13 protein-coding genes are annotated in these 12858 nt (G+C 59.4%); 9 read left to right on the forward strand and 4 right to left on the reverse strand.

What is annotated here, in order from left to right; translation table 11 throughout:
- Positions 1-47: 47 nt before the first annotated feature.
- The 3 genes from dnaJ (at position 48) to ATY80_RS03320 (ending at position 3636) form a co-directional block, all read left to right on the forward strand.
- The gene (gene dnaJ, locus ATY80_RS03310; protein WP_088691033.1) at positions 48-1175 is read left to right on the forward strand and encodes a molecular chaperone DnaJ; all 1128 of its coding nucleotides are present in this window, start codon (positions 48-50) and stop codon (positions 1173-1175) included.
- Between the two features lie 212 nt (positions 1176-1387).
- Positions 1388-3280, forward strand: coding sequence for a tetratricopeptide repeat protein (locus ATY80_RS03315; protein WP_088691034.1), 1893 nt, complete (start codon positions 1388-1390; stop codon positions 3278-3280).
- A gap of 146 nt (positions 3281-3426) precedes the next feature.
- Positions 3427-3636: a hypothetical protein gene (locus ATY80_RS03320; RefSeq protein WP_088691035.1), complete on the forward strand. Its 210-nt coding sequence runs from the start codon at positions 3427-3429 to the stop codon at positions 3634-3636.
- A gap of 7 nt (positions 3637-3643) precedes the next feature.
- Here ATY80_RS03320 and ATY80_RS03325 read toward each other — a convergent pair whose 3' ends face one another.
- The gene (locus ATY80_RS03325) at positions 3644-4012 is read right to left on the reverse strand and encodes a helix-turn-helix transcriptional regulator (protein ID WP_088691036.1); all 369 of its coding nucleotides are present in this window, start codon (positions 4010-4012) and stop codon (positions 3644-3646) included.
- A 316-nt stretch (positions 4013-4328) separates the two neighbouring features.
- Between ATY80_RS03325 and mbfA the strand changes: the two genes are divergently transcribed.
- Positions 4329-5312, forward strand: coding sequence for an iron exporter MbfA (gene mbfA, locus ATY80_RS03330; protein WP_088691037.1), 984 nt, complete (start codon positions 4329-4331; stop codon positions 5310-5312).
- 95 nt (positions 5313-5407) lie between these two features.
- On the opposite strand, the gene ATY80_RS03335 is transcribed toward mbfA, so the two are convergent.
- A complete protein-coding gene (locus ATY80_RS03335; protein ID WP_088691038.1) occupies positions 5408-6007 on the reverse strand; it encodes a transglutaminase-like cysteine peptidase in 600 nt (199 codons plus the stop codon).
- A gap of 151 nt (positions 6008-6158) precedes the next feature.
- Positions 6159-6959, reverse strand: a complete 801-nt coding sequence (locus ATY80_RS03340; protein WP_088691039.1) for an alpha/beta hydrolase — start codon at positions 6957-6959, stop codon at positions 6159-6161.
- Between the two features lie 179 nt (positions 6960-7138).
- Here ATY80_RS03340 and infC point away from each other — a divergent pair, with 179 nt between their 5' ends.
- The 5 genes from infC (at position 7139) to pheT (ending at position 12400) form a co-directional block, all read left to right on the forward strand.
- A complete protein-coding gene (infC, locus tag ATY80_RS03345) occupies positions 7139-7675 on the forward strand; it encodes a translation initiation factor IF-3 (protein WP_088691478.1) in 537 nt (178 codons plus the stop codon).
- 293 nt (positions 7676-7968) lie between these two features.
- Entirely contained in the window at positions 7969-8172 is a 204-nt protein-coding gene (gene rpmI, locus ATY80_RS03350; protein WP_007529267.1) for a 50S ribosomal protein L35, read from the forward strand.
- A 39-nt stretch (positions 8173-8211) separates the two neighbouring features.
- Positions 8212-8616, forward strand: a complete 405-nt coding sequence (rplT, locus tag ATY80_RS03355; protein WP_007529269.1) for a 50S ribosomal protein L20 — start codon at positions 8212-8214, stop codon at positions 8614-8616.
- Positions 8617-8878: 262 nt separating this feature from the next.
- A complete protein-coding gene (gene pheS / locus ATY80_RS03360) occupies positions 8879-9961 on the forward strand; it encodes a phenylalanine--tRNA ligase subunit alpha (protein WP_088691040.1) in 1083 nt (360 codons plus the stop codon).
- Positions 9962-9976: 15 nt separating this feature from the next.
- Positions 9977-12400 (forward strand): phenylalanine--tRNA ligase subunit beta, encoded by a 2424-nt coding sequence (gene pheT / locus ATY80_RS03365; protein ID WP_088691041.1) that lies wholly within the window; start codon positions 9977-9979, stop codon positions 12398-12400.
- Positions 12401-12451: 51 nt separating this feature from the next.
- On the opposite strand, the gene ATY80_RS03370 is transcribed toward pheT, so the two are convergent.
- Positions 12452-12811: a nuclear transport factor 2 family protein gene (locus tag ATY80_RS03370; RefSeq protein ID WP_088691042.1), complete on the reverse strand. Its 360-nt coding sequence runs from the start codon at positions 12809-12811 to the stop codon at positions 12452-12454.
- Positions 12812-12858: the final 47 nt, after the last annotated feature.

The raw sequence follows: 12858 nt of genomic DNA on the forward strand, positions 1-12858 counted from the left end.
CTGCTCACCATGGCAGCCGGAAAACCATTTCCGGGGTCTAATCCTTAATGGCAAAAGCCGATTTTTACGAAACGCTGGGTGTCGCCAAGACGGCGGACGACAAAGAGCTGAAAAGCGCCTTCCGCAAACTTGCCATGAAGTTTCATCCGGACAAGAATCCGGGCGACCATGACGCCGAACGCAAATTCAAGGAAATCAACGAAGCCTACGAGACGCTCAAGGATCCGCAGAAGCGCGCGGCCTATGACCGGTATGGTCACGCAGCCTTCGAACACGGCGGCATGGGCGGTGGCGGCGGCGGTTTCGGCGGCGGCGGCTTCTCCGACATTTTCGAGGATATCTTCGGCGAGATGATGGGCGGCGGTCGTCAGCGGCAGCGCTCGTCCGGCGGCCGCGAGCGTGGCGCCGATCTTCGTTACAACATGGAAATTTCGCTGGAGGAATCCTTCTCCGGCAAGACGGCACAGATTCGCGTGCCGACATCGATTACCTGCGACGTCTGTTCCGGCTCGGGCGCAAAGCCGGGCACCCAGCCGAAGACCTGCGGCACCTGCCAGGGTTCCGGCCGCGTACGCGCAGCCCAGGGCTTCTTCTCGATCGAGCGGACCTGCCCGACCTGTCACGGTCGCGGCACGATCATTCCCGATCCCTGCACGAAGTGCCATGGCCAGGGCCGCGTCACTGAAGAGCGTTCGCTTTCCGTGAACATTCCGGCCGGCATCGAAGACGGCACCCGCATCCGCCTGCAGGGCGAGGGCGAAGCCGGCATGCGCGGCGGCCCGGCGGGCGATCTGTATATCTTCCTGTCGGTCAAGCCGCATGAATTCTATCAGCGTGATGGCGCCGACCTCTACTGCACCATCCCGATCTCGATGACGACGGCTGCCCTCGGCGGCACTTTCGACGTCGCGACGCTCGACGGCACGAAGTCGCGTGTGACCGTGCCGGAAGGCACCCAGGCCGGCAAGCAGTTCCGTCTGAAGGGCAAGGGTATGCCGGTGCTGCGTTCGCCCCAAACAGGCGATCTCTACATCCAGATTCAGATCGAAACCCCTCAGAAGCTGACGAAGCGCCAGCGCGAGCTACTTCAGGAGTTCGAGCAGCTTTCCTCGAAGGAGAACAATCCGGAATCGACCGGGTTTTTCGCGCGGATGAAGGAATTCTTCGAGAACTGATCGATCAGACACGAAATGCGGAAAAGGCTCGGTTGTTGCAACCGGGCCTTTGTTTTTTGGTCTTCACCAGACTATGCAGGGTTGTTGCGGCGGTGTGACTTCCATATTCAAAATCGCTTTATTATCTTGTATCAACCGAATGATTGGCAGGACATTAAGATAATAAAAGGTTAAATTAGCAGATCTCGCAACATTGCAGCGCCGGGGGACACTTGGAACGCCGTCTCGCAGCCATCCTTGCAGCAGACATCGTCGGCTACAGCCGATTGATGGGCTCAGACGAATCCGGGACGCTGAGTGCGGTAAAAAATTGCCGCACCGAGTTCCTCAATCCAAAGATTGCCCTGCATCGCGGCCGCATCGTCAAGCTCACCGGTGATGGCATGCTGGTCGAATTCTCCAGCATCGTGAATGCCGTCGCTTGCGCCGATGAGATTCAGCGCGAGACGGCTCAGCGGAATCTGTCCGTGCTGGAAGACAAGCGGATCGAATTTCGGATCGGCATTCATCTGGGCGACGTGATCGTCGAGGAGGGTGACATCTTCGGAGATGGCGTGAATGTTGCCGCACGGCTTGAGACACTCGCCGAGCCGGGCGGCATTGCGGTCTCCGCTTCCGTGAGGGACCATGTCGGAACCCGGCTCGACCTTTCCTTCGAGGACAGGGGCGAGCACAGACTCAAGAACATCAAGGAGCCGGTGAGGGTCTACGCGATTTCGCCACGGCGGGCGCTGCCACTGAAGGTGAACAAGGCCGCCTTGACCGCGGCCAGGGAAAAGCACAAGCAGCTTGTCGCCGTGTTGCCGTTCACCAATATGAGTGGTGACGCCGAGCAGGAGTATTTTTCCGACGGCATCACCGAAGACATCATCACCGACCTCTCGAAGATCTCGAATCTTTACGTCGTCGCGCGCAACACCGCCTTCACCTACAAGGGAAAATCGGTGCAGGTGAAGCAGGTCGCAGCCGAGCTCGGTGTCGACTTCGTTCTAGAGGGGAGCGTCCGCAAGGCGGCGCAGCGCGTGCGCATCACGGGACAACTGATTGACGCTAGGAATGGCGGGCACCTCTGGGCGGACCGCTTTGATCGTGACCTGACCGATATCTTTGCGATCCAGGACGAGATTACGCACGCGATCGTCGATCAGCTCAAGATCAAGCTCTTGCCCGAGGAGCGGCGAGCAATCGAAGCGGAACCGACAAACAATGTCGAGGCCTACACCTACTATCTGCGCGGCCGGCAGCTTTCTCACACCTGGACAAGGCCTTACCTGGTCTTGGCCCGACGGATGTTTGCAACGGCAGTCGCGCTGGATCCGGAATATGCGCGCGCCTATGCCGGCATGGCCGACTGCGAGTCGGCGCTACGCGACTGGCATGCGGGAGAGTACACCCTACAGGGAATTCTCAATCTGAGCGCCAAGGCACTTGCGCTCGATCCAAATCTTGCGGAGGCGCATGCCTCGCGGGGGCTGGCGCTGCACCAGGATGGGCGAGACGAGGAGGCGCTTGCCGAGTTCGAAAAGGCGCTGGCGCTGGAGCCCGATCTCTATGAAGCGAATTTCCACTACGGCCGCTTTCTTTTCATGCAAGGCAAGTTCGAGGGCGCGATCACCTTCTTTATAAGGGCAGCCGAGATACGTCCCGACGACTATCTCTCGCCGATCCATTTGATGAGTGCATGTCGATCGCTTGGGTTGGAGAAAGAACGAGCGCATTGGGCGCGCGTGTGCATTGAGCGCGCCGAAGAGGCCTTGGAGCGGCATCCGGAAAACTCGGGACCGGCTCATCGCGGCGCGCTCGCATTGGCTCACATGGGCGAGGCGGCGCGAGCAAAGGAGTGGGTGAAGCGGGCGCAGACGATCGATCCGGATGATATCGTTGCGCAATACAACGTCGCATGTGTTTATGCGCTGTTGAACGAATGCGACGCCGCGCTCGACTTGTTGGAGGAGCTGCTGCCGCAGTCGTCCTGTTATCATATCCTGTGGTTCAAGCATGATTCGGACCTGGATTCGGTGCGCGATCACCCACGGTTCGAGAAAATGCTGGATGCGATCGAGGCGTGTTCGGCCTCGCTGGACTACAAGGTCGCTTCGGAATAGGGCCGGCGTCCGCCAATTGTTCCATTATGAAGCAGGCGGAAGGGTGCATCTGACTTGCGTTAACGCAGGCAGTGAATGCCGCTTTGCAACGACAAACAAAGCAGCCAGTATCCTCTCGGGGATCAACCAAAATAAGGGCAACTTCCATGACGGCAGCAGCCACTACCTTGTCTTTGCAGTCCGATGACGTCGACGTGCTTGCCGGCGCGCTCTACGCGTGGTGTGCCGAGCACAATATCAAGATGCGCAGCCAACAGGGACTTTCAATTGCAAGCATCGCGATTGATCTCTATCACGCGGGTCATCAAACGCAGGACGATCTTCTCGTCGCGCTTCATGAAAGCGACCCGCACTGACGCGAGGTTAGCCTAGCGCCTCGGCGTAAGTTTCACCGGACATGATGGAGAGAATTGTCTTCACGGCCTCCTTGCCAGCCGTGGAGCGAAGCCGGTCGTAGTATACGGCCAGCTCATAGGCTTCTGGGCTGAGGCCTTGCTTTTTCGCGCCATCGTTGGGATTGGCGCCTTCGAACAATTCGGAGATAGCCACGCCCAGAAAGACTGCAATCTGGTGCAATTTACTCGCCGAGACGCGGTTGGTGCCTTTTTCGTATTTCTGAATTTGCTGAAAAGTCAGCCCGAGCGCCTCTCCCAGTTCCAGTTGCGATATGCGTCTTTTGGATCTGAGCGCCCGAACGTTTCTGCCGACAATAATATCTACCGGATCTGCCACCTTGCTGTTCCCTTATAAGGCAATTATTTTGGCTAGTACTATGCCCGCGTTTTGCAATATCTCAACCCTTCAGTTGCAAGATTCAACCGGCCTTTTCTGTGGTTTTTCGGTGTGCATGCCTAGCCATTCGGCGTAGGTATCGACCGCAACGTGCACATTATTTTGGATACCAGTTAAGGGAGGGCGGTCGGCCCGAGCCGCACTCCATTTTTACTTATGGGGCTCGCCCGCCGTTTTCTCATTCGGCTCGCGGCGGGTAACTTGACCAGAGCTAGCGCTGCGCCTATTTTAGAATAATTCTAAAAATGAGGTTGTTATGCTGCGTAGGCTCTTTGGATCATCCAAGCGTTCTTTTGACTCTTTGTCCGAGCAGGAAATACTCGCGCTCGCTATCGGTTCCGAAGAGGACGATGCGCGTATTTATCTCGCCTACGCCGACATGCTGCGTGACGATTACCCCGCCTCCGCCAAGGTCTTCGAGGAAATGGCGGAGGTGGAGGACACTCATAGAAAGTCCCTGATCGAAATTTATCGCCAGCGGTTTGGCGAGCGCATTACGCTCATTCGCAGGGAGCATGTTCGCGGATTTTATGAGCGTAAGCCCGACTGGCTGCGGCGCAATCTGTCATTGGAGAGAATCCGGGGTGAAGCGGCGGCCATGGAACAGCAGGCCTATCGCTTCTACGTCGAAGCGGCGAGCCGCGTGACCGATGCCAACACAAGGCAGTTGCTCGGAGACTTGGCGCTGGCCGAGCAAGGCCATGAAGAGATCACCTATACATTGGGCGACAAGCACACACCCGAGAGTGTGAAGACGGAAGAAGATGTTGCCGCGCGCCGGCAGCTGGTTCTGACCTATGTGCAGCCGGGGCTTGCCGGCTTGATGGATGGCTCGGTGTCGACGCTGGCGCCGATCTTCGCCGCTGCCTTTGCGACCCAAGATACCTGGCAGACGTTTCTGGTTGGCATGTCCGCCTCCGTCGGCGCCGGCATCTCGATGGGCTTTACCGAAGCTGCCCACGATGACGGCAAGATTTCAGGCCGCGGTTCACCGATCAAGCGCGGTCTCGCCTGTGGTGTGATGACGGCGCTTGGCGGTCTTGGCCACACCCTGCCGTATCTGATCCCAAACTTCTGGACCGCGACGACGATGGCGGTGATCATCGCGATCGTCGAGCTCTGGGCGATCGCGTTCATTCAGAACAGATTTATGGAAACGCCGTTCTTGCGTGCTGCTTTACAGGTGGTCGTCGGCGGCGGCCTCGTCCTCGGTGCCGGCATCCTGATCGGCAATGGCTGACTTGCGGCTCCCGCGTGAGGCAGAGCAAATCAACCCAGTCCCAACAAAAAAGGCCGGCATCTCTCGCCGGCCTTTCTTGTTCAATTCGATCTCGCCTACTTCAAAGCACCGACGAGGACGTCGCGGCCATTCTCGATGGTGACCCAGCGACCGGCATTGGCGCTCGACTGGCGCTTGATGAAGGAGTAGGGGGTATCGAACCACGGCTTGACGCTGGATGCCAGGTTGTCGAGCACGAAGTCGCCGTTGTTGGTGCGCAGCGTCAGGACGGCATGGCCTTCGCCGTCAGGCTTGCGAACCACGGTGAGCAGAAGGTTGGCCGGCGAAATTCCGCGCTGGATCAGGATGCGACGCTTCAAAAGGGCGAAGTCTTCGCAATCGCCAGCCGTCGTCGGATAAGCCCAGACCTCATCCTTGCCGTAGATTTCCTTATCGGTCATCGGCGTGATGCTGTTGTTGACCATGGTGTTGACCGACCGCACCATTCCCCATTTGGCATCCGACATCTCGGCCGGCGAGGTATTGCGGTTCGGGCCGCATTCATCGCGGTGTATCTGGCAGAAGTCATAATGGCCGATCGGCTGGGAAGTGGCTGCGCCGGTAACCATCGAGAGGTTGTTGGTGGAAGCCGGCGTCGCGGCTGTAGCCATAGCAAACACGGCCATCATGGCCACGAGGAAACCCTTGATCCGCACGCCCGCTCTTCCCTTGCATCGCCCATGTATTATTAACAAAAAGTTAACGGACGGAGGCTCGGAGAGTCAATCGTTACTTCTAGGGAGGGGCCTGCTACCCACCAACATGGTTAAAATCCGTTAGGATTTGGCACAGGTGGCACCCTTTCGTTTAGCGTATCAGCCCTTTGACCGCGGCAAGCATGCGCTCGATGTCCTGGGGTCGCGACAGCCGATGGTCGCCATCGCGTACGAAGGTCAGCACGACGTCATCGGCGGGCAGATGCTCCACGAGCCTCATCGCATGCTGATAGGGAACGTCTGGGTCCTTCATCCCTTGCAGGATATGCACCGGACACCCGGTCTCGACGATACCCCTGAGCACGCTGTTGTCGCGCCCATCCTCGATCAGCGCCCGCGTATAGATGTTCGGCTCCGGGCTGTAGGCTGACCGCTCTTCGAAGTAGCCGCGCTCTGCCAGGGAGGCTTTCTCCTTCTTCGTGAGGTTCGGTTCGATCAGATCGGAGGTGAAGTCGGGAGCCGGCGCAATCAGGACCATGCCTTCCAGCCTTGGTCCGTCCTGTCGCTTGGCGAGTTCCTGAGCGAGCCGCAAGGCAATCCATCCACCCATCGACGAGCCGACGAGGAGGATGCGTTCGGGTGATGTGTGGAGGATCACCGCAAGCACTTCCTCCAGCCAGCGCGAGATCGTCCCGTCCTCAAATTTGCCGCCGGATGCGCCATGACCGGAATAGTCGAGGCGCAGGCAGGCGAAGCCGTTTTCCGCCGCGAACTTGTCGAGCTCGATCGCCTTGCTGCCGCTCATGTCGGAGCGGTATCCGGATAACCAAACGAGAGTTGGGCCGGTCGTCTGGCCGGATTGGCTGCGCGCGATATAGGCAATCGCGCGGGCGGCCTCGCCCTCACCAACGGTCAGATATTGATGCTCATGGATGAGATTTGCGTCAAACATCGCGGAACTCCAGTCGTTTTGGCCTATAAAACAGATTCTTGACAGGCTGACAGCAGGTGTTTTTTCCGCTAAAGAGTGTTACCGACTCCGTTGCAGCAATGGTGAAACTTCGTTTGTGCTCCCATTATTGGGAGTGCCGAGGCTGCAGCGATCCGAAACAACGCGAGGAGAATACGACCATTCGCAGACCCTTTAAAGCCGACGCGCCCGTGAAGGAAGGGCCGCGCTCGAACCGGGAAATCCGCATCCCCCGAGTTCAGCTGATTGATGCTGACGGACAGAACTTGGGCGTCGTGCCCACCGACCAGGCGTTGAAAATGGCTGAGGAAGCCGGCCTCGACCTGGTGGAAATCTCCCCAAATGCCGAACCGCCTGTGTGCAAGATCCTCGATCTGGGCAAGCTGAAATATGCCAACCAGAAGAAGGCCGCCGAGGCGCGCAAGAAGCAGAAGATTGTCGAAGTCAAAGAAATCAAGATGCGCCCCAACATCGACACCCATGACTACGAGGTGAAGATGAAGGCGATGGGCCGCTTCTTTGAAGAAGGTGACAAGGTCAAGGTGACGCTGAAGTTCCGCGGCCGCGAAATGGCGCACCAGGAACTTGGTATGAAGCTGCTGCAGCAGGTGAAGGCCGACACGACCGAGTATGCAAAGGTCGAAGCCGAGCCCAAGCTTGAAGGCCGCCAGATGATGATGGTGCTCGCGCCGAAGTGAGGCGCGTTGTCACTCTCGTATCAAAGCCGTCCGCGAGGGCGGCTTTTGTATTTTGGTCCCAGAAGATTCATTGGCCGCCCCGTTGCACTTTTATGACGCTGCGGTTATAAGCGCGCGTCCGAACTGACCGGCAGGGCATGCCGTGGCAGTTTCGAATGCTTGCGGAACGGTTCGTCACCGGAGCCGCAGATCAACAACAAACGCTCCCGCACCTTGTTGCGACGGCCGGAAACCGGGCATCGCGAGAAGGCTTCTTTGATGAAGAGCCGGGGGTCCAGAAACGGAGTAGCAAAATGCCCAAGATGAAGACGAAGTCTGCTGCCAAGAAGCGGTTCAAGATCACCGCGACCGGTAAGGTCAAGGCTGCAGCTGCTGGCAAGCGCCATGGCATGATCAAGCGTACCAACAAGTTCATCCGCGATGCACGTGGCACCATGGTTCTCGCAGAACCGGATGGCCGCAAGGTCGTAAAGAACTACCTGCCGAACGGTCTCTAAGACTATTCCGCGAACGCTTTAGATTAAGGAGATCATGAAATGGCACGTGTAAAAAGAGGCGTTACCGCCCACGCCAAGCACAAGAAGGTTTTGAAGGCCGCCAAGGGCTTTTACGGCCGTCGCAAGAACACCATCCGCGCTGCGAAGGCTGCTGTCGATCGTTCGAAGCAGTACGCTTACCGCGACCGCAAGGTCAACAAGCGCAACTTCCGCGCCCTCTGGATCCAGCGTATCAACGCTGCCGTCCGCGAATTCGGCCTGACCTACGGCCGCTTCATCGACGGATTGAACAAGGCTGGCATCGAAGTTGACCGTAAGGTTCTCTCCGACATGGCAATCCATGAGCCGGAAGCATTCGGTGCACTCGTTGCTGCCTCCAAGAAGGCCCTCGAGTACCTGAAGGACGCCGGTACGAAGAACGAGTTTGAAGCAGCCGTCAACTAAGCCGGCGCCAATCGAACTTTTGCTTCGATGATTTAGAACCCGCGCTGGCCAGGCTTGCGCGGGTTCTTTGCATTGGCACGATGGCGATTGAGACGGCTTGGCCGCTCCTCTTTCGACGTCGTGGCCTTTTTGTGGTGTGCCCGGTTGATTGGCCGCGTGCACATGGGTAGTGATCTGCGACGCTTCATCGTGGCGCACCAGCTATCCGATGCATGTTTTCGTGAATTATCGACAAGACTGACGCCCTGTGAGGCAGGAAAAGATGACCGAACTCGAAACTCTGGAAAAGCAACTTCTGTCTGATGTGGCAGCCGCTGCCGACGAGCCGGCGATCGAAGCCGTGCGCGTCGGCGCGCTCGGCAAGAAGGGCTCGGTCTCCGAGCTCCTGAAGACGCTAGGCGCGATGACGCCGGAAGAGCGCCAGACCCGCGGCGCGGCGATCAATGCGCTGAAGAACGCCGTCACCGACGCGATCACGGAGCGCAAGGCGGAACTGAAGAAAGCGGCGATCGATGCCCGCCTGAAGGCCGAGACGGTCGATGTCTCCCTGCCGGTGCGCTCTTCGCCTGCCGAGCGCGGCCGCATCCATCCGATCAGCCAGATCATCGACGAAATCACCGCGATCTTCGGCGACATGGGCTTCTCGATCGCCGAAGGTCCCGATGTCGAGACCGACTACTATAACTTCACGGCGCTGAACTTCCCTGAGGGCCACCCAGCCCGGGAGATGCATGACACCTTCTTCTTCAATCCGGATGAGAACGGTGAGCGCAAGGTGCTGCGCACGCACACCTCGCCGGTGCAGGTGCGCACCATGGAGGCGCAGAAGCCGCCGATCCGCATCATCATCCCCGGCAAGACATATCGACAGGATTCGGACGCGACCCACTCGCCGATGTTCCACCAGGTCGAAGGCCTGGTCGTCGACAAGAAGGCGAATGTCGCCAATATCCGCTGGGTGCTGGAAGAGTTCTGCAAGTCCTTCTTCGAGGTCGACAGCGTGACGATGCGCTTCCGCCCGTCCTTCTTCCCGTTCACCGAACCCTCCTTCGAGGTCGACATCCAGTGCGACCGCTCCGGCCCGATCGTCAAGTTCGGCGAAGGCACCGACTGGATGGAGATTTTGGGCTGCGGCATGGTGCACCCGAACGTGTTGCGATCAGGCGGTCTCGATCCCGACGAATACCAGGGCTTTGCCTGGGGCATGGGCCTCGACCGCATCGCCATGCTGAAATACGGCATGCCCGACCTGCGTGACTTCTTCAACGCCGATGTCCGCTGGATGACCCATTACGGCTTCCGCCCGCTCGACATGCCGACGCTGTTCGGCGGCTTGAGCGCGTAAGCGAGGATTAAGATCATGAAATTCACACTCTCCTGGCTGAAGGATCATCTGGAAACGGATGCGACCCTCGATGAAATCTGCAAGCGTCTCACCGAGATCGGGCTCGAGGTCGAAGATGTCGACGACAAGGCGGCGTTCAAGCCCTTCGTCATCGCCAAGGTCCTCTCGGCCGAAAAGCATCCGCAGGCCGATCGCCTGAAGGTTCTCTCGGTCGACACGGGCAAGGGCGCGCCGGTTCAGGTCGTCTGCGGCGCCCCGAATGCGCGCGCCGGCCTGATCGGCGCCTTCGCGGCGCCTGGCACCTATGTTCCTGGCATCGACGTGACGCTTGCCGTCGGCAACATCCGCGGCGTCGAAAGCCACGGGATGATGTGCTCCGAAAAGGAGCTGCAGATCTCCGACAGCCACGACGGCATCATCGATCTTCCTGACGACGCACCGGTCGGCCAGAGCTACGCCGCCTACGCGCACCTCGACGATCCGGTCATTGAGATCAACCTGACGCCGAACCGTCCGGATTGCACCTCGATCTATGGCATCGCCCGTGACCTCGCGGCCTCCGGTCTCGGCACGCTGAAGACGCATCGGGCACCGTCCTTCGCCGTTAAAGGCGACACGCCTGTCAAGGTGACGCTTGACCTCGATGACGAGAAGCTTTGCCCGGGCTTTGCGCTGCGCATCGTGCGCGGCGTCAAGAACGGCCCGAGCCCGAAGTGGATGCAGCAGCGTCTGCTGGCGATCGGCCTGCGCCCGATCAACGCGCTCGTCGACATCACCAATTACATGACCTTCGACCAGGGCCGCCCGATGCACGTCTTCGACGCTGCCAAGGTCACGGGCAATCTGACCGTCCGCCGCGCCAGGGATGGCGAGACGGTGCTTGCGCTCGATCAGCGCGAATACAAGCTTGGACCCAACAATGTCGTGATCGCGGACGCCGATGGCATCGAGTCGATCGGCGGTATCATGGGCGGCGAGCATTCCGGCTGCGACGAGAACACCACCGACGTCCTGATCGAGAGTGCTCTCTGGGATCCGATGAACATCGCCAAGTCCGGTCGCAGCCTCGGCATCATCACCGATGCCCGCTACCGCTTCGAGCGCGGCGTCGATCCGGAATACATGGTTCCCGGCATCGAACGCACGACGGAGCTGGTGCTCGAGCTTTGCGGCGGGACGGCGGCCAAGACCGATGTCGTCGGCTACAGGGGCCATGAACCTGACATCGTCGATTTCCCCTATTCGGAAGTGAAACGCCTGACCGGTCTCGACATCTCCACCGAGGAGAGCACCGAGATCCTGACGCGGCTTGGCTTCAAGGTGTTCGGTTCGGGCGAACGGGTTTCCGTCGCCGTTCCGTCCTGGCGTCCCGATGTCGACGGCAAGGCCGACCTCGTCGAGGAAGTCATGCGCATTCATGGCGTCGACAACATCAAGCCGGCGCCGCTGGAAAGCCATGCGGCGGTCAACGGCAGGATCCTGACGACGCTGCAGATCCGCACCCGCACGGCCAAGCGCGCGCTTGCCTCGCGCGGCATGCTGGAAGCCGTCACCTGGTCGTTCATTTCCGAGGATCAGGCAAAGCTCTTCGGCGGCGGCTCGCCGGCTCTGAAGCTTGCCAACCCGATCGCATCAGATATGTCCGACATGCGGCCGTCGCTGCTGCCCGGTCTGCTCAGCGCTGCCCAGCGCAATGCCGACAAGGGTTATGGCGACGTCGCGATCTTCGAAGTCTCCGGCACCTATGAGAACGATCGGCCCGAGGGCCAGCGCCGCGTTGCCGGCGGTGTCCGCCGCGGCACCGCCTCACTTGCCGGCGCAGGCCGCATGTGGCTGAACGCTGCCAAGGGCGGCGGCAAGCCGGTCGACGTCTTCGACGCCAAGGCCGATGCGCTCGCCGTGATCGAGGCTTGCGGACTGCCGATGGGCAATATCCAGATCGAGCAGGGTGGACCGGATTGGTATCATCCGGGCCGTTCCGGCACCATCAAGATGGGTCCGAAAATCGTTCTCGGTTATTTCGGCGAGTTCCATCCCTCGACGCTGGAAGCCCTCGACGTGTCAGGCGCACTCTGCGGCTTCGAGGTCTATATAGACGCGATGGCCGAGCCGAAGAAGAAGGCGACCCGCACCAAGCCGGCGCTGGAGCTTTCGCCCTTCCAGGCCGTCAAGCGCGACTTCGCCTTCGTCGTCGACAAGTCGGTTGAAGCCGGTGCAATCATCAAGGCCGCGTCTGGCGTCGACCGCAAGCTCGTCACCGGTGTCAACGTCTTCGACATCTTCGAAGGCCCGTCGCTCGGTGAAGGCAAGAAGTCGGTCGCGATCGAGGTGCAGATCCAGCCGGTCGAACGCACGCTGACCGACGACGATTTCGAGGCGCTGACTGAGAAGATCGTTGCCAGCGTGACGAAGTTCACAGGCGGCGTCCTCAGAGCCTAAAGCGCAAGCATCCCGTAAGATTGGAAGCCGGCGATCGTCTCGCCGGCTTTTCTATGTGTGGAGATAATAGAGCTTGTTGACGATCATCCAGCGGCCCTCGATCTTCAGCATCGAGAGATAGTCGGTGAAGCGCATGCCGGCAAAATCGTCGCTGACCTTCACACACGCCGCATCGCCGACGACGTCAAGCATCTGTATGTCCATATGCGGCTGTGTTGTGGGCGGCGCCGAACCTTCGGCGACGATCGCGGCGATGAATTCTTCCCGGTTCAACCATTCGACCGTGTTCTCGTAGTGCCCGATGATGTCGCATTGCGGATGAAAGGCTTTCCGCAATGCAGCTTCGTTGGCGAAGGTCATGCCTTCGACATAGAGATGAACGACTGCTTCGATTGCTTGCTGATCCGACATGTCTCACCTCGCCAGAACATCTCCATAGCATAGTGCAGCGAATGGGT

This window comes from Rhizobium sp. R711 (genome assembly GCF_002211365.1).
GTDB lineage: Bacteria > Pseudomonadota > Alphaproteobacteria > Rhizobiales > Rhizobiaceae > Rhizobium.

Excerpts from the sequence above, each read along its gene's own strand:
- dnaJ (WP_088691033.1), top strand. The coding sequence starts at position 48 with ATGGCAAAAGCCGATTTTTACGAAACGCTGGGTGTCGCCAAGACGGCG.
- ATY80_RS03320 (WP_088691035.1), top strand. The coding sequence starts at position 3,427 with ATGACGGCAGCAGCCACTACCTTGTCTTTGCAGTCCGATGACGTCGAC.
- mbfA (WP_088691037.1), top strand. The coding sequence starts at position 4,329 with ATGCTGCGTAGGCTCTTTGGATCATCCAAGCGTTCTTTTGACTCTTTG.
- ATY80_RS03340 (WP_088691039.1), bottom strand. The coding sequence starts at position 6,959 with ATGTTTGACGCAAATCTCATCCATGAGCATCAATATCTGACCGTTGGT.
- rpmI (WP_007529267.1), top strand. The coding sequence starts at position 7,969 with ATGCCCAAGATGAAGACGAAGTCTGCTGCCAAGAAGCGGTTCAAGATC.
- rplT (WP_007529269.1), top strand. The coding sequence starts at position 8,212 with ATGGCACGTGTAAAAAGAGGCGTTACCGCCCACGCCAAGCACAAGAAG.
- pheS (WP_088691040.1), top strand. The coding sequence starts at position 8,879 with ATGACCGAACTCGAAACTCTGGAAAAGCAACTTCTGTCTGATGTGGCA.
- pheT (WP_088691041.1), top strand. The coding sequence starts at position 9,977 with ATGAAATTCACACTCTCCTGGCTGAAGGATCATCTGGAAACGGATGCG.
- ATY80_RS03370 (WP_088691042.1), bottom strand. The coding sequence starts at position 12,811 with ATGTCGGATCAGCAAGCAATCGAAGCAGTCGTTCATCTCTATGTCGAA.